This window comes from Mesorhizobium sp. PUT5 (assembly GCF_052216645.1).
Taxonomy (GTDB): Bacteria; Pseudomonadota; Alphaproteobacteria; order Rhizobiales; family Rhizobiaceae; genus Mesorhizobium.
The window spans coordinates 152587-176687 of sequence record NZ_JBQOSO010000003.1; the positions used below are offsets into that span (position 1 = coordinate 152587).

The 24101-nt window shown below is 64.9% G+C and carries 26 protein-coding genes, 1 tRNA gene, 1 pseudogene and 1 other annotated feature; of the genes and pseudogenes, 20 read left to right on the forward strand and 8 right to left on the reverse strand.

Translation table 11 applies throughout. The features are described 5' to 3' along the window. Positions 1-24 precede the first annotated feature (24 nt). Positions 25-1401 carry an MFS transporter gene (locus ACTDI4_RS02390; RefSeq protein ID WP_442839625.1) on the reverse strand — a complete coding sequence of 459 codons (1377 nt, stop codon included), beginning with the start codon at positions 1399-1401 and terminating at the stop codon, positions 25-27. Positions 1402-1612: 211 nt separating this feature from the next. Here ACTDI4_RS02390 and ACTDI4_RS02395 point away from each other — a divergent pair, with 211 nt between their 5' ends. The 8 genes from ACTDI4_RS02395 (at position 1613) to ACTDI4_RS02430 (ending at position 11348) form a co-directional block, all read left to right on the forward strand. Further along, on the forward strand, positions 1613-1990 hold the full coding sequence (locus ACTDI4_RS02395) for a YbhB/YbcL family Raf kinase inhibitor-like protein (protein ID WP_442839626.1): 378 nt from the start codon (positions 1613-1615) through the stop codon (positions 1988-1990). Between the two features lie 65 nt (positions 1991-2055). Then, entirely contained in the window at positions 2056-3207 is a 1152-nt protein-coding gene (locus tag ACTDI4_RS02400; RefSeq protein ID WP_442839627.1) for an efflux RND transporter periplasmic adaptor subunit, read from the forward strand. A gap of 9 nt (positions 3208-3216) precedes the next feature. Beyond that, complete coding sequence (locus ACTDI4_RS02405; protein ID WP_442839628.1) at positions 3217-6303, forward strand: efflux RND transporter permease subunit; 3087 nt, start codon at positions 3217-3219, stop codon at positions 6301-6303. 156 nt (positions 6304-6459) lie between these two features. Further along, positions 6460-7446 (forward strand): ABC transporter substrate-binding protein, encoded by a 987-nt coding sequence (locus ACTDI4_RS02410; protein ID WP_442839629.1) that lies wholly within the window; start codon positions 6460-6462, stop codon positions 7444-7446. 66 nt (positions 7447-7512) lie between these two features. Next, on the forward strand, positions 7513-8292 hold the full coding sequence (locus tag ACTDI4_RS02415; RefSeq protein WP_442839630.1) for an ABC transporter ATP-binding protein: 780 nt from the start codon (positions 7513-7515) through the stop codon (positions 8290-8292). Between the two features lie 18 nt (positions 8293-8310). Further along, complete coding sequence (locus tag ACTDI4_RS02420; RefSeq protein ID WP_442839631.1) at positions 8311-9234, forward strand: ABC transporter permease; 924 nt, start codon at positions 8311-8313, stop codon at positions 9232-9234. A gap of 9 nt (positions 9235-9243) precedes the next feature. Beyond that, positions 9244-10491: a kynureninase gene (gene kynU, locus ACTDI4_RS02425; RefSeq protein WP_442839632.1), complete on the forward strand. Its 1248-nt coding sequence runs from the start codon at positions 9244-9246 to the stop codon at positions 10489-10491. Positions 10492-10499: 8 nt separating this feature from the next. Further along, the gene (locus ACTDI4_RS02430; RefSeq protein ID WP_442839633.1) at positions 10500-11348 is read left to right on the forward strand and encodes an alpha/beta hydrolase; all 849 of its coding nucleotides are present in this window, start codon (positions 10500-10502) and stop codon (positions 11346-11348) included. Between the two features lie 10 nt (positions 11349-11358). Here ACTDI4_RS02430 and aroA read toward each other — a convergent pair whose 3' ends face one another. Further along, the gene (aroA, locus tag ACTDI4_RS02435; protein ID WP_442839634.1) at positions 11359-12744 is read right to left on the reverse strand and encodes a 3-phosphoshikimate 1-carboxyvinyltransferase; all 1386 of its coding nucleotides are present in this window, start codon (positions 12742-12744) and stop codon (positions 11359-11361) included. 204 nt (positions 12745-12948) lie between these two features. Here aroA and ACTDI4_RS02440 point away from each other — a divergent pair, with 204 nt between their 5' ends. Together ACTDI4_RS02440 and ACTDI4_RS02445 are read left to right on the forward strand one after the other, a co-directional pair. Continuing rightward, positions 12949-13335, forward strand: coding sequence for a TIGR02300 family protein (locus ACTDI4_RS02440; protein WP_442839635.1), 387 nt, complete (start codon positions 12949-12951; stop codon positions 13333-13335). Positions 13336-13499: 164 nt separating this feature from the next. Next, positions 13500-13575, forward strand: a tRNA-Ala gene (locus ACTDI4_RS02445). A gap of 158 nt (positions 13576-13733) precedes the next feature. On the opposite strand, the gene ACTDI4_RS02450 is transcribed toward ACTDI4_RS02445, so the two are convergent. Further along, entirely contained in the window at positions 13734-14126 is a 393-nt protein-coding gene (locus ACTDI4_RS02450) for a hypothetical protein (protein WP_442839636.1), read from the reverse strand. A gap of 372 nt (positions 14127-14498) precedes the next feature. On the opposite strand from ACTDI4_RS02450, the gene ACTDI4_RS02455 reads away from it, so the two are divergent. Next, on the forward strand, positions 14499-15404 hold the full coding sequence (locus tag ACTDI4_RS02455) for a tyrosine-type recombinase/integrase (RefSeq protein WP_442839637.1): 906 nt from the start codon (positions 14499-14501) through the stop codon (positions 15402-15404). 3 nt (positions 15405-15407) lie between these two features. Continuing rightward, a pseudogene (locus ACTDI4_RS02460) lies at positions 15408-16600 on the forward strand (IS91 family transposase). 172 nt (positions 16601-16772) lie between these two features. Here the strand turns inward: ACTDI4_RS02460 and ACTDI4_RS02465 are convergent. From ACTDI4_RS02465 to ACTDI4_RS02475, 3 genes are read right to left on the reverse strand one after another with little or no spacing between them, the layout of a single operon-like run. Then, complete coding sequence (locus ACTDI4_RS02465) at positions 16773-16976, reverse strand: hypothetical protein (RefSeq protein ID WP_442839638.1); 204 nt, start codon at positions 16974-16976, stop codon at positions 16773-16775. Continuing rightward, entirely contained in the window at positions 16976-17200 is a 225-nt protein-coding gene (locus tag ACTDI4_RS02470; protein ID WP_442839639.1) for a hypothetical protein, read from the reverse strand. The genes ACTDI4_RS02465 and ACTDI4_RS02470 overlap by 1 nt, the downstream gene beginning before the upstream one ends. An 11-nt stretch (positions 17201-17211) precedes the next feature. Continuing rightward, positions 17212-17520 (reverse strand): hypothetical protein, encoded by a 309-nt coding sequence (locus ACTDI4_RS02475; RefSeq protein ID WP_442839640.1) that lies wholly within the window; start codon positions 17518-17520, stop codon positions 17212-17214. Between the two features lie 102 nt (positions 17521-17622). On the opposite strand from ACTDI4_RS02475, the gene ACTDI4_RS02480 reads away from it, so the two are divergent. From ACTDI4_RS02480 to ACTDI4_RS02500, 5 genes are all read left to right on the forward strand, one after another. Next, the gene (locus tag ACTDI4_RS02480; protein WP_442839641.1) at positions 17623-17886 is read left to right on the forward strand and encodes an XRE family transcriptional regulator; all 264 of its coding nucleotides are present in this window, start codon (positions 17623-17625) and stop codon (positions 17884-17886) included. 103 nt (positions 17887-17989) lie between these two features. Then, positions 17990-18463: a hypothetical protein gene (locus ACTDI4_RS02485; RefSeq protein WP_442839642.1), complete on the forward strand. Its 474-nt coding sequence runs from the start codon at positions 17990-17992 to the stop codon at positions 18461-18463. Beyond that, positions 18460-19272, forward strand: a complete 813-nt coding sequence (locus ACTDI4_RS02490; protein WP_442839643.1) for a hypothetical protein — start codon at positions 18460-18462, stop codon at positions 19270-19272. Before ACTDI4_RS02485 ends, ACTDI4_RS02490 begins: the two co-directional genes overlap by 4 nt. Before the next feature lie 354 nt (positions 19273-19626). Continuing rightward, positions 19627-19779 (forward strand): hypothetical protein, encoded by a 153-nt coding sequence (locus tag ACTDI4_RS02495; protein WP_442839644.1) that lies wholly within the window; start codon positions 19627-19629, stop codon positions 19777-19779. Positions 19780-19953: 174 nt separating this feature from the next. Then, on the forward strand, positions 19954-20163 hold the full coding sequence (locus ACTDI4_RS02500; protein ID WP_442839645.1) for a cold-shock protein: 210 nt from the start codon (positions 19954-19956) through the stop codon (positions 20161-20163). 232 nt (positions 20164-20395) lie between these two features. On the opposite strand, the gene ACTDI4_RS02505 is transcribed toward ACTDI4_RS02500, so the two are convergent. Continuing rightward, positions 20396-20563: a hypothetical protein gene (locus ACTDI4_RS02505; RefSeq protein WP_442839646.1), complete on the reverse strand. Its 168-nt coding sequence runs from the start codon at positions 20561-20563 to the stop codon at positions 20396-20398. An 80-nt stretch (positions 20564-20643) separates the two neighbouring features. Between ACTDI4_RS02505 and ACTDI4_RS02510 the strand changes: the two genes are divergently transcribed. After that, a protein-coding gene (locus tag ACTDI4_RS02510; RefSeq protein ID WP_442843242.1) for an IS3 family transposase occupies positions 20644-21872 on the forward strand; the annotation gives its coding sequence in 2 pieces (ribosomal slippage) (positions 20644-20932 and positions 20932-21872; 1230 coding nt in all). Then, positions 20925-21041, forward strand: a sequence feature (AL1L pseudoknot). Its footprint overlaps the gene before it by 117 nt. 84 nt (positions 21873-21956) lie before the next feature. Then, the gene (locus ACTDI4_RS02515; RefSeq protein ID WP_442839647.1) at positions 21957-22874 is read left to right on the forward strand and encodes an IS110 family transposase; all 918 of its coding nucleotides are present in this window, start codon (positions 21957-21959) and stop codon (positions 22872-22874) included. A 370-nt stretch (positions 22875-23244) separates the two neighbouring features. Here ACTDI4_RS02515 and ACTDI4_RS02520 read toward each other — a convergent pair whose 3' ends face one another. Next, positions 23245-23466: a hypothetical protein gene (locus ACTDI4_RS02520; RefSeq protein ID WP_442839648.1), complete on the reverse strand. Its 222-nt coding sequence runs from the start codon at positions 23464-23466 to the stop codon at positions 23245-23247. A 317-nt stretch (positions 23467-23783) separates the two neighbouring features. Here ACTDI4_RS02520 and ACTDI4_RS02525 point away from each other — a divergent pair, with 317 nt between their 5' ends. Continuing rightward, on the forward strand, positions 23784-24029 hold the full coding sequence (locus ACTDI4_RS02525) for a hypothetical protein (RefSeq protein ID WP_442839649.1): 246 nt from the start codon (positions 23784-23786) through the stop codon (positions 24027-24029). The last annotated feature ends 72 nt before the right edge of the window (positions 24030-24101 follow it).

Here is a 24101-nt window from a genome sequence, read left to right on the forward strand (position 1 = left end):
CTCCCCTTCGGGGAAGAGCGGCTCTCACTTCTGCGGCCGGTCCGCCGGATAGGGCGTTCCGGCAAGCAGCCACATGCCGCCGGCCAGGAACAGGATGATGACCGCCATGCCGAGCCGCGCCGAGCCTGTCAGGGCCGTGACGGTGGCGACCAGAAACGGCGCGGCGAAGCTCGTCGCCCGCCCCGCCAGGGCGTAGATGCCGAAATAGCGGCCGGATTCCTCGGCCGTGACGCTGCGCGCCATATAGGAGCGCGACGACGCCTGCACCGGCCCGAAGGCCAGTCCTATCAGCAGCCCGTAGAGGATGTATGCCTTCTCCGCGGCGGTGGCGAACAGGCCGCCCGTGTCGGTCGTTGGCAGTTGCAGGGCTCCGAACAGCGTGTAGCCCGGCCCGGTGGAGACGATGCCGACCGTGGCCACCGACAGCATGACCAGCGCGATGGCGACCACCGTCTTGGAACCGAGCGCCGTATCCAGCCGCGCCGCATACCAGCAGCCGAAGATGGCCACGACGTTGAGGATGATGCCGAACACGCCGATCTCCGTGATCGACCAGTCGAACATGGCGGCCGCGAACGTCCCGCCCAGCGCCAGCAGCGCGTTGACCCCGTCCTGGTAGGTCATGCGCGCAACGAGGAAGCGGAAGATGCCGGAGCGCCGCCGCACCTCGCCGAGCGTCGCTTTCAGCTCGGCCAGGCCGGCGCGCACGGCCGGCCGCGCCGGCAGCCCGCGCTTGGCGTCGGGCGTGAAGAGGAACATCGGCAGGATGAAGACGAAATACCACAGCGCCGACAGAGGGCCGGTGGCGCGTGCGTCCTCGCCAAGGGCCGGGTCGAGGCCGAAGAGCGGATCGGCGCCGATGATGGTCTTGCCCGTCTGCGGGGAGCCGGCCAGGAAGGCGACGACGAAGATCAGCGCCAGCATGCCGCCGAGATAGCCGAGCCCCCAGGCGAGGTTCGAGATGCGGCCGATCTCCGCCTTCGGCACCAGCCGGGGCATCATGGAATCGTTGAACACGGTGGAGAATTCGGCGGCCACCGAGGCCAGCGAGAAGAACAGCACCACCATGAAGAGACTGGATCCGGGCGCGGCGAACCACAGCATCGAAAGGCTGGCGATCTTGATGGCGGCGAAGAAGGCGATCCACGGCTTGCGCGGCCCCGTCTGGTCGGCGATCGAGCCGAGCACCGGTGACAGGACGGCGATGACGAAGCCCGCCGCGGCGATGCCGTAGCCCCAGGCCGCCTGGCCGGTTGCCGGATCGCTGGCCATGCGCGAGACGAAATAGGGACCGAAGATGAAGGTGGTGACGACGGTGAAGAAGGGCTGGGCGGCCCAGTCGAAGAACATCCACCCCCAGATGCCGCGCCCGGAGGCACGCTGAACCACCGTCTCGGTCATGAAGCCTCCTTGATCGCCCGTTCGCGGCCGCGCCATGTCTGCATGTTTTCCGACCGGGTGCAAACGGCGATGCGCGGTATATTTCGCAATAAAATTGCACCGTGATCGGGCCGCTTCACGGTTTTGTGTGATGGCGCGACTGGAACCGCCCCCGCCGTGGCCCGTTGGCGCAAGTTGCGGCGTGGAACGCCGATATTGTTCGGAGGTCGGCATGCGCTTGGTCCTGGCGTGCGCGTTCCTGCTGGCGGGCGGGTCGGCCGCCTTTGCCGGCATGAGCCTCGGCTTCCGCTGGGGGCCGACCGGTCAGTGCTTCGATCCCAACTCGCCGCCCATCACGCTTGCGGACGTTCCCGACGGCACGGTGAAGCTGCGTTTCAGGATGACGGACCTGGACGCCACCGGCTTCAACCACGGCGGTGGCGAGGTTGCGTTCAACGGGCAGGAGACACTTGGCTACGGCGCCTTCCACTACAAGGGACCGTGCCCGCCCGATCCTTCCAGGCCCCACCACTACGAGCTTTCGATGCAGGCGCTCGACGCGGGCGGCAAGGTTCTGGCCAGCGCCAAGGCGGAAAGGCGCTTTCCGTGACCCTCCGGAGCCGGAGCCTTCACGGCGGCGGGGTCCCGCGAGCGTAAGGAGCAGGGTTTTCAACCATGGTCAGGCGCAGGACGATCATCAAGCGCATGGTGATCATGCTGGTGGCGATCGGCGTGATCCTGGGCGGAATCTTCGGCTTCCAGGCGTTCAAGGCCCGCATGATCGCCTCCTATCTGGCCGGTCTCAAATCGCCGCCGCAAACGGTGTCGACCATGACCGCGACAACCAGCTCCTGGCATACCGCGCTGCAATCGGTCGGCTCCTTCAACGCCGTCGAGGGCGCCAACCTGTCGGCGCAGGTTCCCGGCATCGTCCAGAAGATCGGCTTCCAGGACGGCCAGGACGTGAAGAAGGGCGATCTGCTGGTCCAGCTTCTCGCCGACCAGGAGATCGCGACATTGCAGCAATTCCAGGCGTCTGCGGCCAATGCCCAGATCACCTACGATCGTGACGCCAAGCTGCTCACCACCCGCATCATCCCTCCGTCGCAACTCGACGCCGACCAGGCCACGCTGAAGGCGGCGCAGGCGCAGGTGGTGGCCCAGCAGGCGCTCATCGACCAGTACGCGATCCGCGCGCCGTTCGACGGCAGGCTCGGTGTCAGGCTGGTCAGCCTCGGCCAGTATCTTGCGGCTGGCACCCCCGTCGTCACCCTGCAGTCGCTCGATCCGATCCAGTTCGACTTCACCATGCCGCAGCAGGCGCTGTCGCAAATGAAGGTCGGGCAGGCGGTGAGCGCCACGATCGATGCCTATGACGGCCAGAGCTTCGACGGCAAGATCACCGCCGTCAGCCCGCTCATCGACAGCCAGAGCCGCAGCCTGACGGTGCGGGCCAGCTTTGCGAATCCCGACCACAGGCTGCTGCCCGGCATGTTCGCCAATGTGTCGATCACCGTCGGCGAGCCCAAGGATTACGTCACGCTGCCGCAGGCGGCGGTCACCATCAACCCCTATGGCAACGTCGTCTATGTCGTCACCGACAAGGGCAAGGGGCCGGACGGCAAGCCGCAGCTCGTCGCCGACCAGACTTTCGTGACCACCGGACCGACCCGCGGTGACCAGATCGCCGTGCTCAAGGGCCTCACGCCGGGCCAGGTCGTGGTGACATCGGGTCAGCTCAAGCTGTCCAACGGCGCTCCCCTCGTCGTCAACAATGCGGTGCAGCCTTCGGACAACCCCAACGCCGCCCCGCCGAATCCGAACTGAGGTGCGGCGATGAACTTCACCGACATCTTCATCCGCCGGCCGGTGCTCGCCCTGGTCATCAGCGCGCTCATCATGGTGATCGGCTACCAGTCGTTCCGCACGCTGCCGGTGCGGCAATATCCCAAGACCCAGAACGCCGTCGTCACCGTCACGACCATCTATCCCGGGGCGGCCCCCGACGTGATCGCCGGCTTCATCACCACGCCGCTGGAGAACGCCATCGCGCAGGCCAACGGCATCGACTACATGACGTCCTCCAGCACCAGCGGCGTTTCGGTCATCACCGTCAATCTGCGCCTCAACTACGATGCCGACGCGGCCATGACCGAGATAAGCGCCAAGGTCTCGTCGGTCATCAATCAGCTTCCCTCGGGCACCCAGCAGCCGACCATGGCGGTTTCGGTGGGCCAGACCACGGACGCCATGTATCTGGGTTTCCGCAGCCAGGTTCTCGCCAGCAACCAGATCACCGACTATCTGACGCGCGTCGTCCAGCCGAAGCTGCAGGCGGTCAAGGGCGTGCAGACCGCGGAAATCCTGGGCGGCAAGACCTTCGCGCTCCGCGCCTGGCTGAAACCCGACAAGCTGGCTTCCTACGGCCTGACGGCCGGCGACGTGTGGACCGCGCTGGCGACCAACAACGTCATTTCCGGCATCGGCACCACCGAAGGCCAGATGACCCAGACCGTGCTGACGGCGCAGACCGACCTGCACTCCCCGCAGCAGTTCGCCGATATGGTGGTCAAGCAGATCGGCACCGCCGTCATCCGCCTGAAGGATGTCGCGACCGTGGCGCTGGGCTCGCAGAACCCGGACGTGCAGGTCGCCTTCGACGGCCAGACCGGCGTGTTCATCGGCATCCAGGTGGCGCCGACCGCCAACCTGCTCGACGTGGTCTCCGGCGTGAGGGCGGTGTTTCCCGAAATCCAGGCGCAACTGCCGCACGGCCTCGAGGCCTATATCGTCTACGACACCTCCACCTTCGTCATCCGCTCGATCCAGGAGGTGGTCAAGAGCCTCATCGAGGCGCTGGTCATCGTCATCTTCGTCGTCTTCGCCTTCCTGGGCTCGCCGCGCTCGGTGGCCATCCCGATCGTCGCCATTCCGCTGTCGCTGGTCGGCGCCTTCGCGATGATGCTGGTTCTCGGCTTCTCGATCAACCTGCTGACGCTGCTTGCGCTGGTGCTTGCCATCGGTCTGGTCGTCGATGACGCCATCATCGTGGTGGAGAACGTCAACCGCCACATCGAGGAAGGCGCACCGCCGATGGAGGCCGCGATTGCCGCGGCGCGCGAGCTGGCCGGGCCAATCCTGGCCATGACGGTGGTGCTAGTCGCCGTCTATGTGCCCATCGGCTTCCAGAAAGGGCTGACGGGCGCCCTGTTCACCGAGTTCGCCTTCACCCTGGTCGGCGCGGTCACCGTGTCGATGATCATCGCCTTGACGCTGACGCCGATGATGTGCTCGCGCATCCTCAAGCCGCATCTGGTCGACCGCAGCGGCTGGGAGGAGCGCATCTCCGACTTCATCGACCGCCGCTTCTCGGAGATCCACCGGCCCTATATGCGCATGCTGCACGGCAGCCTGGACAGCATTGCGGTGACGCTCGTCTTCGCCGCCATAGTTCTCGGCAGCATCTATTTCCTCTATGCCGGCGCAAAGAGCGAACTGGCGCCGAACGAGGACCAGGGCGCCATTCCGGCGGTGGTGACCGACCCGCCCAATGCCACGCTGCAGCAGAAGCTGCTCAACTCCGACCAGATCGCCAGAATCTTCCGCAGCTTCCCGGAAACCGACAAGGCGCTGCAGATCGAGGCGCCCGGCACCTCCTTCGACATCATGGTGCTGAAGCCGTGGGACGAGCGGAGCAGGACGGCCGACGTGCTTCAGCCGCTGGTGCAGAACGAGTTGAACAAGATCGCGGGCGGCCAGGCCGTGGCCTTCCAGTTCCCGTCGCTGCCGGGTGCCAGCGGCTTGCCGGTGCAGTTCGCCATCGGCAGCACGGGCGACTTCAACCAGTTGAACGAAGTGTCGGACGCCTTCATGCAGGAAGCGCAGAAATCCGGCGATTTCATCTTCGTGTCCAAGGACCTGCACGTCGACAATCCGCAATATTCGATCGAGATCGACCGCGACAAGGCCTCGGCTCTCGGCCTGTCGATGAACACGGTCGGCGCCTCGCTGGCGGCCATGCTGGGCGGCGGCTATGTCAACTATTTCAGCATCGAGAACCGCTCCTACCAGGTCATCCCACAGGTGCAGCAGCGCTCGCGCCAGAACATCGACCAGATCATGAACTATCCCATCGCCACTCTGAACGGCGCCGAAATCCCGCTCTCGGCGATCGCCACGGTGAAGCAGGAGGCGACGCCGCGCGCGGTGGCGCATTTCCAGCAGCTCAATTCGGCCACCATCTCCGGCGTGCCCGCTCCCGGCGTCTCGCTCGGCGAGGCCCTGGACACGCTGGACGCGATCGCCGCGCGCACCCTGCCCCAGGGCTATTCGGTCGACTATGGCGGCCAGTCCCGCCAGTTCGTGCAGGAGGCCAGCGGCATGGCCACGACCTTCGCGCTGGCCCTCATCATCGTCTTCCTGGCGCTGTCGGCCCTGTTCAACAGCTTCCGCGATCCGCTGATCATCCTGGTTTCCGTGCCGATGTCGATCGCCGGCGCGCTCGCCTTCATCAGTGTCGGCGTCGGCGGCGCGTCCATGAACATCTACACCCAGGTGGGCCTGGTCACGCTGATGGGCCTCATCAGCAAGCACGGCATCCTGATCGTGGAGGTTGCCAACAATTTGCAGGCTTCCGGCCAATCCAAGCGCGAAGCCATCGAGGGCGCCTGCGGCATCCGGCTGCGCCCGATCCTGATGACGACCGGCGCCATGGTGCTGGGCGTGGCGCCGCTCATCCTGGCGACGGGCGCGGGTGCGGCCGCGCGCTTCAACATGGGGCTGGTCATCGCGGCGGGGCTGGCGATCGGAACCTTGTTCACGCTCTTCGTGGTGCCGGCCGTCTACATGCTGATCGCCGCGGACCATCGCCGGCGCAGCGCGTCGCTGGCCGCGCCCGAGCCGTCGCACCGGCCGGCGGAGTAGGTCCGGCCCGAGCCCGACCAACGGGCGGAAATCATAGATGAAATTGCCGCAGCGGCAGCCTGATATATCGCTTTGACAAGGTTGGGCCAGCGGCTATGATCCCGCGCAACCGCCGCCAAGCGCATGGCGGGTTGTTCAGTCTGGAGGGGAAAGTACATGTTCAGGTCGAAAACCGGCTGGCTCGCGGGCCTTGCCACAGCCGGGGCGCTTGTCGCCGGCATCGTTGCGGCTGCGGCCGATCCGATCAAGATCGGCATCGCCAATTTCGGCGAGCACCCGCAGCTCAACGCCTCGATCGCCGGCTTCAAGAAGGCGCTGGCCGACAACGGCTTCGTGGAAGGCACCGATGTCGTCTACACCGAGAGCCATACCAATTTCGACGCCTCCCTGGTGCCGCAGATGATCGCCAAGCTGCAGGCCGAGAATCCGAAGCTGATCTACACCGTCACCACGCCGGTCTCGCAGATCGCGCAGAAGGCGCTGGCGGGCTCCGGCATCCCGATCGTCTTCACCGCCGTCACCGATCCGGTCGCGGCCAAGCTGACGCCTTCGTGGGACGAGGGCGGCGACGGCATCACCGGCTCCAGCGACCTGCAGGACGTGGCCGCCGTCATGACCTTCGCCAAGAAGCTCCTGCCCGACGCCACGCGCTTCGGCCTGCCCTACAATCCGGGCGAGGCCAACGACCTGGCCCTGCTCGAAAAGGTCAAGGAAGCGGCCCCGGCGGCCGGGTTCGAGGTGGTCGAGGTCGGCGTCGACAACGTCAACGACATCCAGCAGCGCATCGCTTCGCTTGCCGGCAAGGCCGACGTGATCTACACGCCCGCCTCCAACCTGCTGCAGCCGGCGATCGCCGCCGTGTCGGCGGCCGCGCGCCAGGCCGGCATCCCCATCGTCAATTCCGACGACGGCGCGGTGCGCGACGGCGTGGTGCCGGCGAGCTTCGCGGTGAACTACGTTCAGGTCGGCGAGAATGCGGGCAAGATCGCGGCGCAGATTCTCAAGGGGGCGGACCCCAAGACCATCGCTCCGGCCAGGCCCGCCTATGAGGATCACTCGCCGCTGATCTCGAAGAAGGTGGCCAAGGAGTTCGGCATCGAGATCCCCGCCTCCCTTGACGACTGCAACTGCTTCGTGGATTGAGCAGGCCCGGTTGCGGGCACGACATGGCGGCGCGATGGCGCCGCCATTTTCTTAAGGGATATCGGGATGCTGGAGATCCGCTCCGCGCGCAAGGTCTTCTACAAGGGACAGGCCGACGAGAAGGTGGCGCTGGACGGGCTCGGCCTGTCGCTGCCCACGGGCGGCTTCGCCGTGGTCATCGGCTCCAACGGCGCCGGCAAGAGCAGCATGCTCAACGCCATTTCCGGCGCGCTCCCGCTGGATTCGGGCCAGATCCTCATCAATGGCGACGACGTCACCTCCGTGCCGGTGCACAGGCGCGCCATGCGGCTGGCCCGCGTCTTCCAGGACCCGATGCGCGGCACCGCCGCCTCCATGACGGTGGCCGAAAACATGCTGCTGGCCGAGCTGCGCGCCAGCAGGCGGACCTTGCGGCGCGGGTTGCACGCAGCGCGCATCGCCGCCTATCGCGAGCGGCTCGCCGTGCTGGGGCTGGGCCTCGAGAACCGGCTGGACACCAAGGTCGAGCTTCTTTCGGGCGGCCAGCGCCAGTCGCTGTCGCTCATCATGGCCGTCGGCGGCTCTCCGGAGCTTCTGCTGCTCGACGAGCATACGGCGGCCCTCGACCCGCGCACGGCCGACATCGTCATGAAGGCCACCGTGCGCGCCGTGGAGGCGCTGAAGCTGACCACGCTGATGGTCACCCACAACATGCAGCATGCCGTGGACTATGGCGATCGGGTGGTGATGCTGGATGCCGGGCGCGTGCGGCTGGAGATCGCCGGCGAGGAGAAGGCCAGCGTCACCGTGGCCGACCTGATCGGCCATTTCTCGGTCAAGACCGACCGCATGCTTCTGGCGAGCTGAGACGGGAATTTTTGCCACATGGGCTTCATCGAAACCACCGTCGCCAGCTTCGTCCAGCTCATTCCGGTCACGCTGGCGCAAAGCCTGATCCTGTCCTTCGTGGTGCTGGGCATCATGATCCCCTTCCGCATGCTGAGCTTCCCGGACCTCACCAGCGAGGGCGCCTTCCCGCTGGGCGGCTGCGTGTGCGGCGTGCTGCTGACCGCCGGCGCCTCGCCGCTCACCGCCATCGCCGTGGCGCTGGTCGCCGGCTTCGTCGCCGGCTGCTGCACGGCCTTCATCCATCTGCGCTTCCGTATCCACACGCTTCTGGCCGGCATCCTGATGATGACCATGCTCTACAGCGTGAACCTGCGCATCATGGGGCGTTCCAATCTCTCCGTCTTCGGCACCTCTTCCGTGTTCGACTGGGTGCCGGGGCTCCAGGCCGGCTTCCCGGCCAGCAAGATCGTGGTCGCGGGCATCGTCGTGGTGATCGTGTTCGTGCTGCTTGACCTGTTCTTCACCACCGAGAAGGGCACGGCCATGCGCGCCGTCGGCGCCAATCCCGACATGGCCGAGGCGCAGGGCATCAATGTGTGGGCCGCCACCATCGGCGGGGTCGGCATGGCCAGCGCTTTCACCGCCACGGGCGGCGCGCTGATGGTGCAAAGCCAGGGCTTCGCCGACGTAAATATGGGGCTCGGCATCCTCATCAACGGCCTGGCCGCGCTGATGATCGGCGAGGCCATCACCGGCAAGCAGACCGTGCTGCGGCAGTTGCTCGCGCCCTTCGTCGGCGCCGTCGTCTACTACCAGCTCGTCTCGCTGTGCCTGGCGGCCGGCATGCCGCCGCCCGACCTCAAGCTCGCCACCGGCCTGTTCGTGCTGGCCATGCTGGCGCTGCCCAGCCTGAAGCGCAGCCGCGGCCCGGCCATGGCGCGCGAGAGCTTTCGCGAATAAGGGCGGGCGATGACGAGGCTTGCCGATCTCGCCGAAGCCGAGGCGCTCGACGCCGCCGACCCGCTGCGCGGCTTCCGCGCCCGTTTCGCGCTGCCGGAAGGCGTCGTCTATCTCGACGGCAATTCGCTGGGCGCGGCCTCGCCCGCCGTCTTTGACGAATTGCGCAGGGCGGCAGAGGAGGAATGGGGCCAGGGCCTGATCCGGAGCTGGAACATTGCCGGCTGGTTCGACCTGCCCCTGCAGCTCGGCGACCGCATCGGCCGCCTGGTCGGCGCGGCGGCCGGCCAGACCGTGGTGGCCGACACCACCTCGATCAATATCTACAAGGCGTTGCATGCCGCGCTCGCGCTGCGCCCCGACCGCAGCGTCATCGTCGCGGAGGCCGGCTCCTTCCCCACCGACCTCTATATGGCCGAAGGCGTCGTCTCCACGCGTCCCGGCATGGAACTCAGGCTGGAAGGGCGGGACGCGCCGATCATCGAAGACCTGATCGATGAGGACACGGCGGTCGTTCTGGTCAACCACGTCAACTACAAGTCCGGCGCGCTGCGCGACATGGAGGCGCTGACGGCACGGGCGCACCGGGCCGGCGCGCTCGTTGTGTGGGACCTTTGCCACAGCGCCGGCGCCCTGCCGGTCGAGCTTGACCGCTGCGGCGCCGACTTCGCCGTCGGCTGCACCTACAAATATCTGAACGGCGGTCCCGGCGCGCCGGCCTTCGTCTACGCAGCCCACCGCCACCATGACGGCATGGCGCAGCCGCTCAGCGGCTGGTGGGGCCATGCGCGGCCCTTCGCCTTCGAGACCGGCTTTGCCGGTGCCGAAGGCATACGCCGCTTCCAGTGCGGCACGCAGCCCGTCCTGTCGCTGCGCGCGCTGAAGGCCGCGCTCGACCTGTGGGACGAGGTCGACATGGAAGCGCTGCGGCAAAAAAGCATCGCGCTGACCGACCTGTTCATCGCGCTGGTGGAGCAGAAATGCGGCCGCCACGGCGTGGCGCTGGAAACGCCGCGCCAGCCGCAGCGGCGCGGCAGCCAGGTCTCCTTCGCCCACGAAAATGCCTACGCGGTCATGCAGGCGCTGATTTCGCGCGGCGTCATCGGCGATTTCCGTGCGCCCGCCACGCTGCGCTTCGGCTTTGCGCCGCTCTATGTCGGCTATGCCGATGTCTGGCGCGCGGCGGCGGCGCTGGAGGAGATCCTCGACACCGGCGCCTGGCGCGATCCGCGCTTTGCCGTGCGCGCCGCGGTGACGTGAGGGGCCGCATGCCGCATTTTGCCGTTGCCGACTGGGATGACGCCTACAGCAACGGCGCCCACATCGCCGGGGGCGAGCGCTGGCCGGCTGCCTGGGACGGCCCTGCCAGAGTTTTGCGCGCGCGGCTGGCGCAGGAAGGGCGGGCGCGGCTCGACCTGCCTTACGGGCCGGCGCCGCGCAACCGCTTCGACCTGTTCCTGCCGCGGGAGAAAAACCCCAAAGGCCTCGTGGTGTTCATCCACGGCGGCTACTGGATGGAAACCGGCAAGAGCACCTGGTCGCATCTGGCCGCCGGGCCGCTGGCGCATGGCTACGCCGTCGCCTTGCCTTCCTATACCCAGTGTCCGGACATCCGCGTCTCCGGCATCGTGCGCGAGGTCGCGGCGGCCACGGAAGCGGCGGCTTCCATGGTGGACGGCCCGCTGATGCTGAGCGGGCATTCGGCCGGCGGGCACCTGGCCTGCCGCATGGTCTGCGCCGCTTCGCCGCTGGCGGCCGCCATGCAGGCGCGGGTGCGCCATGTCGTGTCCGTCTCCGGCCTGCACGATCTGCGGCCGCTGCTGCGCACGTCGATGAATGCGCAGCTCCGTCTCGACGCCGCCGAGGCCGCGGCCGAAAGCCCGGCACTGCTGGAGCCGATGGCGGGTGCGCACCTGACCTGCTGGGCGGGCAGCGCCGAACGCGCGGAATTCGTGCGCCAGAACGCGCTCCTTGCAAATGTCTGGACCGGGCTGGGTGCCGCCACGCAAGCGGTTCTGGAGCCGGACCGGCACCATTTCTCCGTCATAGACGGGCTGGCCGATCCGGCGCACCCGCTGACGCTGGCCCTCGTCGCCGAGGGGCCGGCGCCGGCGTAATCCCGCGCGGTCAGGCGGCCGGCTGCGTGTCGATCTCGGCGCCCAGGCCCCGCATCAGGTCCATGAATTCGGGGAAGCTGGTGGCGATCATGGCCTGGTCGTCCACTGTCACCGGCTTGTCCGCGGCCAGCCCCATGACCAGAAAGCTCATGGCGATGCGGTGGTCGAGATGGGTTTTCACCGCATCCTTGCCGCCGGCCTGCCCGCCCAGTCCCCTACCACCCAGTCCCTTGCCGCCGGGCACGCCGCGCACGGCGAGCGTGGCCTCGCCTTCCGTGCAGTCGACGCCGTTGAGCTTCAGCCCGGCCGCCACCGCAGCCAGCCGGTCCGATTCCTTGACGCGCAGCTCCTCCAGTCCTTGCATCAGCGTCTCGCCCTCGGCGAAGGCGGCCGCCACGGCCAGCACCGGATATTCGTCGATCATGGACGGCGCGCGCTCCGGCGGCACGGCCACGCCCTTCAGCTCGGAATGGCGCACGCGCAGATCCGCCACGTCCTCGCCGCCGGCGCTGCGCGCATTGAGAATGTCGATGCGCGCGCCCATCTCCAGCAGCGTGGCGATGAGGCCGGTGCGGGTCGGGTTCATCAGCACGTTCTCGATGGTGATGTCGGAGCCCGGCACGATCAGCGCCGCCACCAGCGGGAAGGCGGCGGAGGAGGGGTCTCCGGGCACGGCGATGACCTGCCCGGTCAGCCTGCCCTGCCCCTCGATGAAGATGTGGCGTCCGCCGCGCTCGTCCGTCTCCACCTCGATATTGGCGCCGAAACCCTTCAGCATCTTTTCTGTGTGGTCGCGCGTCATCACCGGCTCGATCACCGTGGTGACGCCCGGCGTGTTGAGGCCGGCCAGCAGCACCGCCGATTTCACCTGTGCGGAGGCCATCGGCACGCGGTAGGCGATGGGCGCGGCATGCTTCGGCCCGCGCAGGGTCAGCGGCATGCGGTCGCCGGGAGCGCTTTTCAGCACCTGCACGCCCATCTGGCGCAGCGGGTCGAGCACGCGGCCCATGGGCCGTCCCGAGAGCGACGCATCGCCGATGAAGGTCGTTTCCATATCGTAGGTGCCGACCAGCCCCATGGTGAGGCGCGAGCCGGTGCCGGCATTGCCGAAATCGAGCGGGCCTTCCGGTTGCAGCAGGGCGCCGTTGCCGGTGCCGCGGATGACCCATTCGGCGCCGCGCTTCTCGATATGCGCGCCCATGGCCTTCATGGCCTGCCCGGTGCGCAGCACGTCCTCGCCTTCCAGCAGGCCGGTGATGCGGGTCTCGCCGGAGGCGAGGCCGCCGAACATGAAGGAACGGTGGGAGATCGACTTGTCGCCCGGCACGCGCGCGGTGCCGGAAAGCGGCGGCGAGCGCCGCGCGGACGCGGGATTTGGCTTGGCGTCGTGCGCCATGTTCGAATGTCCTGGGTTTGTGTGGCCGAGCGCCTGCTCAAAGCCGCGGTGGTCGTTCTTGCGAGAATGTTCCTAACATGCGAAGACCCGGTCGTCATCCCCGAAAAAGGCCGCAAATGCGGCCTGTCCGGCCCGCGGCATTTGGCTTTGACACCGCCGCAAACAGCGATTAAGGGGACCAGACTTTTTCGCAAGAGGCTTGCCATGGCAAAACCCGAACTTGGCACGAAACGAGTGGATCCCGAAACGGGCCGCAAGTTCTACGACCTGAACAAGGACCCGATCGTCTCTCCCTATACGGGCAAGAGCTATCCGCGCTCCTATTTCGAGGACAGCAAGGCGGCTGTGCTCGAAGAGGAGGAGGAGGTCGAGGAGAAGGAGCTGGACACCGAGGAAGAGGGTGCCGAGCTGGTTTCGCTCGAGGATGCCGACGAGGAGACCAAGGGCGACGACCTGCCCGACCTCGGCGACGACGACGACGATGTCGATCTGGGCGACGATGACGACGACACCTTCCTGGAAGACGAGGAAGAGGGCGACGACGACGTCTCCAACATGATCGGCGTGGGCGACGACGAGGACGAAATCTGACGCGCCGGCGGCCGGCTTGCGGCCGGGACGAAAGGTTCCGGTAGAAAGCCGTCTTTTAAGGCTTGCCATTGGACGAAGGCGGCGCTAGAAGCCGCCTGCATCGACGGCGGAAACCCAAATCCGCCGACATTCGCCGGAAACGGCGCCGGCCACCGGCCGGGAGTGGGGCCATAGCTCAGTTGGGAGAGCGCTTGAATGGCATTCAAGAGGTCGTCGGTTCGATTCCGATTGGCTCCACCAAAATTCCCTAGCGATAACAGCGGGTTACGAAAGCACCCTTTCTTTCCGGCTTTCATCCGATTTGTCAGGGCACCCCGAGAGCACCCCGAAAAACAATTTCGGCGAAATGTCGAGCGGACTTGGGCTTTCCCTCATTTCAAGGAAAAGCCGTTTAGCCCCTACCTGCCACGTTTCCACCTGTGACCAGGCTTCAACATCTCGAACCGGCGGTAGATCGCACTCGTGGCCGAGACATCGAGCGCATAGGCCACGGCGGCCAGGGTCGCCCCGCTCCTCCACATCTGGACTATCTTCCGATTGACCTCCGTCGTTATCGGCAGCCGTCCGCGCCCGCGCTTTCGGCTTGCGGCCGCTTTCTCCGCGAGCATTTGCAGCCGGCGGGCGATTTCCTCCTGGCGCACACGGTGGGCTTCAATCGCGGCCTCTACCGTGGGCCACGGCTGGCCGGTTTCTAGATCGATCCCGGAAACGCCCGGCGGAATGTAGCGCACGGCGCCGGCAGCGATAGCTTGGTCGATCAGCGCGCGGTCGTGAGCGGTGATGGCATACATTACGCGTCTCCCCTTTTCCTTGCCCGGCCCTCGTGCGCGGCCCGGTAGTGCAATGCCCTGGCCGCGAAGTCCGCCGCGCTCGAAGCCGGGATGGCGAGCATCCGCCTTTCAAGCTCCCGGCATTCATCGAGAACGCGGTCCACTTCCGAATACGGCAGGGTCGGGGCGCAAGCCTGTTCATATTTCGCCTGCCATTCGCGGAACATGCCCATGATTGGGCTGGGCGACGGCAGCAGGCGACCGGAGAACGAACCGCTGCGCGGGAGGGCGCCTGCGGTTGAGGTAGAGGACACTGGCCAGACGTCGCGTTTGCATTGAGCGTCGTGCGGTGGCGGCAGAGCATGACGGGCTTCTTCAACAAGGAGCCTGACGATGCCTCATCCCGTTCTCGATGCACCCACCAGCCCGCTGCGCCAACGGCTGATCGACGACATGAACCTGCGGCGTTTCTCAGGGGAGACGCAGCGCAACTACCTCCGTGACGTCGGGCGCTTCGCGTCCTTCCTTGGCCGAGCGCCGGATACGGCTACGGCCGACGACCTGCGCCGATTCCAGATCGAGCAGCAGGAGGATGGCGTTCCTGTTCCGACCATGAACGGCATCGTGTCGGCGCTGCGTTTCTTCTTCACCCACACGCTCGACCGCCCGGACCTGGCTCGCCGGCTCGTCCGGCTGGCGCATCCGCGCAGGCTCCCCGTGGTGCTGAGCCGCGACGAGGTGGCCCGGCTCCTCAACGCCACGACCTGCCTCAAGCACCAGGCCGCGCTGTCGGTCGCCTACGGCGCGGGCTTACGGGTCGCGGAGGTGTCGATGCTGAAGGTCGCCGACGTCGACAGCGAGCGCATGCTGCTGCGCGTCGAACGCGGCAAGGGCGGGCGGCACCGCAATGCCATGCTGTCGCAGGATCTGCTCACCCTTCTGCGCCAGTGGTGGAAGGTAGGACACCAGCAGGGCGTAATGCATCGCGACGGCTGGCTGTTCCCGGGGCAGCATGCGATGAAGCCGATCAGCACGCGGCAGCTCTATCGTATCGTCGTCGAAGCGGCTCAGGCCGCCGACATCGCCAAGCGCGTCGGGCCGCACACGCTGCGTCACAGCTTCGCCACCCACCTTCTGGAAGATGGCGTCGACATCCGGGTCATCCAGGTCCTGCTTGGGCACGCCAAGCTGAACAGCACTGCTTTCTATACCAAGGTCGCGACCAGGACGGTGCGCACCGTCACAAGCCCGCTCGACAAGCTCGGCCTGTTCAAGGGAGAAGAATCACCCGACGACTGAGGCGTGCGCGCCTGGGTCGAGGTCGCCGACATCTTCCGTGCTGCCGGGCCTGCCTATCGGGCCGCCCATGCCGGACATCTGAGCTTACATCAGCTCAAGGTCATGTCGGCGATCGAGCATTGCCGCACCGCGGCCCTCGGCGGTCATGTCGAGGCCTGCGAGGACTGCGGCCAGTGGCGCATCGCCTACAACTCCTGCCGCAATCGGCACTGCCCGAAGTGTCAGGGCGCGGCCGCGCGGACGTGGCTCGCCGAGCGCGAGGCCGACCTGTTGCCCGTCGGCTACTTCCACGTGGTGTTCACGTTGCCGGCCGAGATCGCCGCGATCGCTTTCCAGAACAAGGCGCTCGTCTACGACCTGCTGTTCAAGGCGGCATCGGAGACGATGCTGACGATCGCCGCCGATCCCAAGCACCTGGCGCGCGCATCGGCATCACCGCCGTGCTCCATACCTGGGGCTCGGCGATGACCCACCATCCGCACGTCCATATGATCGTGCCGGGCGGCGGCATCGCGCCGGGAGGGACCCGGTGGATCTCGTCGCGACCGGCCTTCCTGCTTCCGGTGAGGGTACTCGGCAAGCTATTCCGCCGGCTCTTCCTGACCCGTCTAATCGCGCTGCACGACGCCGGCCGGCTTAGCTTCTTCGGATCGATGGCGCACCTCAGCGACCGGCGGGCATTCCTGGGCCACATGTCTCCCGTCAGGAGGAAGCGCTGGGTGGTCTACGCCAAGGCGCCGTTCGCCGGGCCGAAGGCGGTGCTCGCCTATCTGTCGCGCTACACCCACCGGGTCGCCATCTCGAACCGCCGCCTGATCGCCTTCGACGATCGCAGCGTCACCTTCCGCTACAAGGATTATCGCCGCCCTGGCGCCGAGCGGCAGCAGGTCATGACGCTTGCCACCCACGAGTTCATCCGCCGCTTCCTGCTGCACGTCCTGCCGCGCGGCTTCCACCGCATCAGGCATTACGGCTTGCTCGCCGGCTCCGCTCGCAAGGCCAGCCTCGCACGCGCCCGCGAACTGCTGAACGTCGCCGCGCCGGCCGATGACGACACGCCAGGCCAACCGGAGAACTTCCGGCCGCCATGCTCCTGCTGCGGCGGACGCATGATCATCATCGAGACGTTCGAACGGTGGAGGCAACCGCGCGGACCGCCCGGCACAACGGCAACGAACCGGGAGAACTGTCCATGACTCGGCATGGCATGCTCCAGCCTCCAACCGCAGGCCCTCAGCCTCCGGCATCGAACCCACACGTGCCCATGGTGATCATCAACGCCGACAGAGCCGCGTCCAGCCGCGCGCCGGGCCGACAAAACCGCGCGGAGGCGCAACGAAGCGGCCTGTCCGCATTCACCCCAGAGCTTCACGACACCGGCCGCGCCACCGCCGACATCTGCCAAAAATCGAAATCCCCATAGCCATCGCCTGTGGCCCGCGGGTTCCTTCCTCGGGGAGTTTCGTACGCCTGCCGGCGCCCGAAACTCTTCACGGCAGCAGCCGGCATGAGAGCGGCAAGCCCAACGGCGGGCGCGGATTGCAGGACCGAACGACGAGTGAGCTTTTCCATCACACAGCCTCCCGCAGATCGGACGGCTTGATAGTAGGATCGTTGCCATCAAGACGGCGGACGATAGCGACCAGCCCGACATCGTGCTCGATCTGAATGCGGAAGCTGCCGCCGTGCAGTTCCTCCATGAACTGCGCGACGGTGCGGCACAGCAGGTCGATTCCCTGCTTCTTGCCGTCCACTTCTTTGAGAGCATCGGTGATAAGCGAAGCCATGTTCTTCATTGTCGCCTCCCTCACGCCGCCAGCGCCGACAGCTCGGCCTCAAGCCGGAGCTTGGTCGGGAAAATGTCATAGCGGGCAGGCTTGTAGGCCAGCGCCGCGATTTCAGCCTTGATCGCCTCGGCCCGGCGCTGCGCCGGGGTCAGCCCCTCCTTCGCCACCGCCCAGGCATTCTTGAGCCCGTGTTTCAGCAGGTAGGCATAGGAGCAGTCGCGGCCCCGATACATCTGGGCGTAGCGGTGCGCGGCCTTCATGATTTCCACGCGGTTGTAGCTGGGCCGGGGCATAGCTTCGCCGGCGGCCGGAACAGGGGTGTTCGGCATTGGGTTGCTCCAAATCAGTCTTTAAGTGACTGATAACTTCTTATCACTAGACAGTTGGTGATAGCAAGTGCATCAGTGATAAAAATTACTCAGTGAGGAACGATGAAGGGACTTATCAAGGCCGGCCGGGATTTGCTGGGCATCACCCAGGCGGAGTTGTGCGATATGGCAGGGGTGCCCCTCATCACGTTGCGGCGAATTGAGGGAAAGCCGGACCACGCAGGACTCGTTTCGCAAGAGACCGTCGAAAGGATAAAGGCTGCGCTTGAGAAGGCCGGCATCCAGTTCCTTGAAAAAGGCAGTGCGGCGGGCGGCTCCGGTGTAGCACTGCGCAAGGGCGCGGCCGGTGACGGCGGCGGCCGATAGAAGCCGAGGCCGCTTACCCCCTCCCGACAAAACCCCTTTCCGGCTCTCCCGACTCGACTCCTGTTTTGCGATCTGGTTTGCTCCCCGGTGGGAGGGGTTGTTGATGAAGGGGCTGCTTTCTGTCGCGCTCATAAGCTCCGCTGCCTGCATCGCCAGCCAGGCCCGAGCGGATGCCTTCGACTTCTCGGATTTCCTTGGGGTGTTTGAGACATGCACGCCATCGAGCGAACTAGCCTACCTGCAATATCGGGACGCAAGGGTCTACACGCTCAATGATGAGCGCTACCGATCCGCGAAGCTTGCCGACCACGTCGAGCAAGTCCTTTCGTTCCGGTCGGTCGCTCCGGCCGAGGACAGTGTTGTCGTAACCTACGGGCTCTCAGGCACATATGTGAATGTGCCGGTTACTGCCTTGATCCTTATGCTCGGGGTGGAGAACGGCATTCAGGCCGCTCAACTGGTTTTCGACGCGCCCCGCTCCGTAGTCGCTTCCTATTTCGAGAAAGGGCTGTCGGAGGACTACGGCGCCATTCCGGCCGAGGAACCGGGATCGATTGTCTGCGACTGGTCCACATGAAGTATCCGGCCTTACCCCACCTCGCCATCAGCGCATGCATGGCACTGTCGGCACCGTCGTTCGCCAGCGGTTGCGAAAACAAGGATGCTATCTGGTCTGCATCGACCGACAAGGCCCGCTACGTCATCTATGGCACAGACGGGCTCAACATGTTCAGCGACGTGACGCTGGAGCAATGGCGAAACCAGAAGCTGGCGTGGCGCACCGCCGGCAAGGTGACTTGCTCAAACGGGGTTGTCGTTTGCTATCTCGCGTTGACGAACAACCTCGACGCGCCCGACAACGGAACGTCTGCCATCATCGAGAAGATTGACGAGAACGGCGACGGCGTAGGCGATTGGGTTGTCTTCGCCGGCCTGGATAGCGAGCTATGGTATGCGGGCGGCGCAAAGGTCGAATGGTTCAACGGCTATGCCCCGGAAGATGAGGACGACCGCCAGACCGCGCCGAATATTTTCCGGCTTGATAGTTGCCGGTCCAATACCCCACCGACCTCAATGGTGCTGGCGCCGAACGTCACCCTGCCGCCGATCACCGTTGGCCCCGTTTATGCCGATCCGGCTATCTGCAAAGCCTTCCGCCGCACCAACGGTTTCGCGCCTCCTGTCCAGAACGACGGGTTTTGGTGGATGGACGATGAGCGGGTTGTCGGCATGGAATGGGAATGCAGGATAACAAAGCGAACCGCCGCCACCCTTGAGATGGGATGCTCTGGCGAGGGTTTGACATGGAATGAAGTGAGACCCTTCCGAACCGGCGACGGATGGGTGGAGATTGAGGGCACCCGCCTTGACCGATGCCTGAAATGATCGTCACTCAGCGCTCGGAGCAGCGCCTTCATATACTCTCAGAACACCCCCAAATAAGCGTCACAAGCGTCATCAAGTGTCACGTCATTGATTTCATTAGTCTTTTTTGTGACACTTAGAGATGCCGTGACACTTGCAAGCGTCATACTGCCCTTTCGGGCGAGGACGCAGACCAGTTCCGCGATTGCCGGCCGGTGCCGACCGGGGCGAGGGATGATCATGAGAAAACTGGCGTTGGTAACGGCGACCGGAATGACATGGATCGAGTTCGGGCAGATGGCGGGCGAGGATCAGGCTCGGCTGCGGGTTGCATAGGTTAAGCCGGCCAACTAGGTTTCCCAGAAAGGAGACTTCATGCCCCGTACACCGAATTACAATTTCGAGCGCAATGAGCGTGATCGCGCCAAGGCTGCAAAGAAAGCCGAAAAGCTGGCCGCCAAAGAGGCTAAAAAACTCTCAGACCAGAATGAAAAAACGGAACCCGCGCCAGATCAGGGTGGCGATTGAGGCGACGCGCTTGCGCCGACTGGCGTAATCGCCTACGTATGCATGATCGATTTTGCTTGTTGATCTCGTTTCGCGCCGAGGCGCTTCTCCGGTCTTTCCTCTCAAATTCGACGACTACGGCGTTTGGCATTCGGTCAGACGGCGAATTTCTCTGCCGATTGAAAGGAAATCGTCATGGCTATCGGAACGGTTAAGTTCTTCAATTCCACCAAGGGCTTCGGCTTTATCGCCCCGGACGACGGTGGCGCGGATGTGTTTGTGCACATCTCCGCTGTCGAGCGCGCCGGTATGCGTACTATCGTTGAGGGCCAAAAGCTCTCGTTCGATGTTGTGCAGGACCCGCGTAAGGGCAAATCCTCAGCTGAGAATTTGCAGGCGGCATAAAGACCTCGCCTCTGGTCTTTGACCATGGATGTACTGGCACTGGCCATCGAGGCGAACAGGAGAAGGTCGGGGTAAACCCCGGCCTTTTTCGTTTAAGGAAGGACAGTCGATGAAAAATGTTCCCGACGGAATCTTTAAGCCAAAGGCTACTATCGGCGAAAATAAGCAAGACGCCACGGACATGGCGGTCAAATCCATTATCGATGGCGAGATTGCTAGGCTGAATCGACATTCAGCACCAGAAGGCGATTGCAGCGAGATATAGGGTTGCGAGGTAGTTGAGGGGCAATCGATCGTATCGGGTTGCGATGCGGCGCAGTTGCTTGAGCTTGCCGATGGTTCGCTCGACGCGGTTGCGCAGTTTGTACTTGCTGGGATCGAAGGCCCTCTTGCGGGGCATGCATGTGCGCCGGGGAATGATGGGCCTGAACCGCCCCGGGTTTGCCGGAGGCTCCAACTTCCCAATAGGATGGAGCCATGATGAGCAAAACGACGAACAAGTTTTCCCCTGAGGTGCGCGAGCGTGCGGTGCGGTTGGTATTCGATCACGAGGCTGATCATTCTTCGCGCTGGACTGCCTGCCAGTCGATAGCGGCAAAGATCGGCTGCTCGGCGCACACGCTGCTGGATTGGGTGAAGAAGGCCGAGATTAATGCTGGCAAGCGAGCCGGCGTTCCGACAGACATGGCCGAGAAGATGAAGGCTCTTGAGCGGGAGAACCGGGAGCTTCGGCAGGCCAACGAGATACTGCGCAAGGCGAGCGCTTATTTTGCCCAGGCGGAGCTCGACCGCCCATTCAAACGATGATCGCGTTCATCGACGATCACCGCGAGGCGCATGGGGTCGAGCCGATCTGCAGGGTGCTGCCGGTCGCCCCGTCGACCTACCACGATCATGTCGCCAAGCGCGCCGATCCCGAGAAGCTGTCGACGCGGGCGAAGCGGGACCTCGCGCTGAAGCCGGAGATCGAGCGCGTCTTCGCCGAGAACTTCGAGGTCTACGGCGCGAGGAAGGTCTGGCGGCAGATGCTGCGCGAGGGCTTTGATGTCGCGCGCTGCACGGTCGAGCGGTTGATGGCCGACCTCGGCCTTCACGGCGTCATTCGCGGCAAGCCGATCCGCACCACGGTGCAGGACAAGGCCGCGCCGTGCCCGCTTGACCGCGTGAACCGGGTCTTCCACGCGCCGGCCCCGAACATGCTCTGGCTTTCGGATTTCACCTATGTCAGCACCTGGTCGGGCTTCGTTTACGTGGCCTTCGTCATCGACGCCTACGCCCGTCGTATTGTCGGCTGGCGGGTGAGCAGGACCGCCCATGCGAGCTTTGTGCTCGACGCTCTCGAACAGGCCTTGCACGAACGCCGACCCGTTCATCGCGGTGGTCTGGTTCATCATTCGGACCGCGGATCGCAATATGTCAGCATCCGCTACACCGAGCGTCTCGCCGAAGCCGGCATCGAACCGTCTGTGGGCAGTGTCGGCGACAGCTACGACAACGCACTGGCCGAGACGATCAACGGCCTCCACAAGGCCGAGGTCATCCATCGCCGGGGACCATGGCGAAGCTTCGAGGCGGTCGAGTTCGCCACGCTGACCTGGGTCGACTGGTTCAACAATCGCCGGCTGCTGGAACCCATCGGCAACATCCCGCCGGCCGAAGCCGAGGAACGCTACTACGCCATGCTGGAAGAACCGGCCATCGCGGCATAACTTAAACCAGAAGGCCTCCGGCAAACCCGGGGCGGTTCACATGGCGATCTCATCCGTGAGTGCAAGGTCGAGACCGAGCCGACTGTGATCGGCACCGCACTTCACGCAGTTGGCGGTCCCTACAAGCGCGTCGGCCTAGAGGCCGGTCCACTCTCGCAATGGCTCTACAGCGGCCTCGCGGCCGCAGGCTATCCAGTGATCTGTGTTGAGACGCGGCACATGAAGGCCGCGCTCTCAGCTCAGATCAACAAGACCGATCGCAATGATGCCCGAGGCATCGCGCAGATGATGCGGGTCGGGCTCTACAAGCCGGTCCATGTCAAGACCGTTCGGAGCCAGGAGATTCGGATGCTGCTCACTGCGCGCAAGTTCGTGCAGGCGAAGATTGTCGATGCGGAGAACAACCTACGCGGCCTGCTGCGCAACTTCGGCCTCAAGGTTGGAGTCGTGACCAGGTTGCAGTTTGAGCGGCGCATTATCGAATTGCTCGAACAGTCCCCGCATCTTCACCTGGTGATCGATCCTCTCCTGGAAGTGCGCCGCGTGCTGAGAGAGCAGTTTCAGCGATTGCAAAAGGCGATGGAACGGCTGGCTGAGAACGACGACATCTGCAAACTCCTCATGACGGCACCGGGAGTTGGGCCGGTGGTTGCCCTAAGCTTTCGGGCTGGCGTCGACGAACCGGCGCGCTTCAGTCGATCTCGGTCCGTTCCAGCCCACTTCGGATTGACGCCTTCACGCTATCAATCCGGCGAGATCGACCGGGATAGAGGCATCTCCAAGTGCGGCGATGCAGGAATCCGCTGGGTAATGGTAGAAGCCGCCGGAATCTTGCTGCGGCTCACGAAGCGCAGCTCTCCGCTGAAGACGTGGGGACTATCCATTGCGCGTCGGCGAGGTATGGCAAAGGCTACCGTGGCGGTGGCTCGACGCCTGGCAGTCATCCTGCATCGGATGTGGATGGACAATACGCCATATCGCTGGGAGGCCAAGACCGCCTGAGTGATCGATCGAATAGAGAATTCCGCGACGCTGCGCGGATAGAGGTCCCGTTCAGGGACGAGTGGGTAGGCAATCTCGCGGGCGGGCTGGACGTCAGTTAAGACTGGCAGCTTCGGAAAAAAGAGTGGGATGCCTCTCCATCCGACCCGATCATGGAGCGGTCAAGCGCCGACTTCGAAGAGAAGCCAGACCCCTGGCGGGCAACCATCACGTCCTGCAGCTCAGATCCTTTGCGTGCCAGTGCTTCAGCACTACTTCGCCGGGCCTCACCTGGGGCCGGAGACAGTATCCTTTGCTTGACAAGCCCTGCCCCAAAAGAGAAGCCCGCCCCGGCGAGCCGGAGCGGGCGGCACAGTGTCAGCACAAATCGCTACTTGCAGGAGGACATTGACTTCATCGCTTTCTCAGCAGCGGCCTTGTCGGCAAACATCTTGTGGCCGGCATCCATCATTTTCTTTCCGTCCGGCTTCATGCTCACCACTGAACACTTGTATGTCGATGCGTCCTGGCCGACCCAATATTCTGTCGCCGCAAACGCCGGGGCCCCTGCGACGGTGACAATGGCCATCGCAACCAAAACCTTGCCGATCATGATCTTCTCCCTGGCGCGAAAATGCGCCTTAACGTCCCTTGCACTTTGGATCGTCTGCGCCCTCATGGGCTGATCTGTGGCGGAGAATGTGGTTCACGGCGATTTGATGCATGCGTGAGAGGGTACAAACGCGAAAGCCCAGCCGCCTCCCTCGGGAGAGAATGCGACCATGATAATCAAACTTCCGACGGGGGAATTGCCCGCCGCAGTGAACCGGAACGGGCGATGTCACCGGGTCTGCGCACCGAACGACAACCCCTCTTGCAGCTTTGCGCCTAGCGCGCGATGTTGTTCAGGCTTCTGGGGAGGGGCTGGGGATGGCAGAGCGAGACCCGCGCATCGACGCCATAGCCGCCAGCGACCTTTCGTCAGCGGCAATCCTCGCTGCCCTCATCGGGACGCTGGGCGCGAAGGGGGTGTTATCCGACGGTGAGGTCCGCGAGGTGTACGAGCAAGCGCTCTATCTCCTCGAATCGCACCAAGGCAGCGAGCCCGAGGTCAAACCGATCTACGAGGCAGCGCGGGAGATCATCGAGGCGCAGTTGCGGCCGGATGAGGGGTGAGACAGGGCGATTCCCGGGTGGCGCGCGCATCTGCGGCCGGGTTGAAGGGGAAGGGGCGCGAGGGGCGCGCCG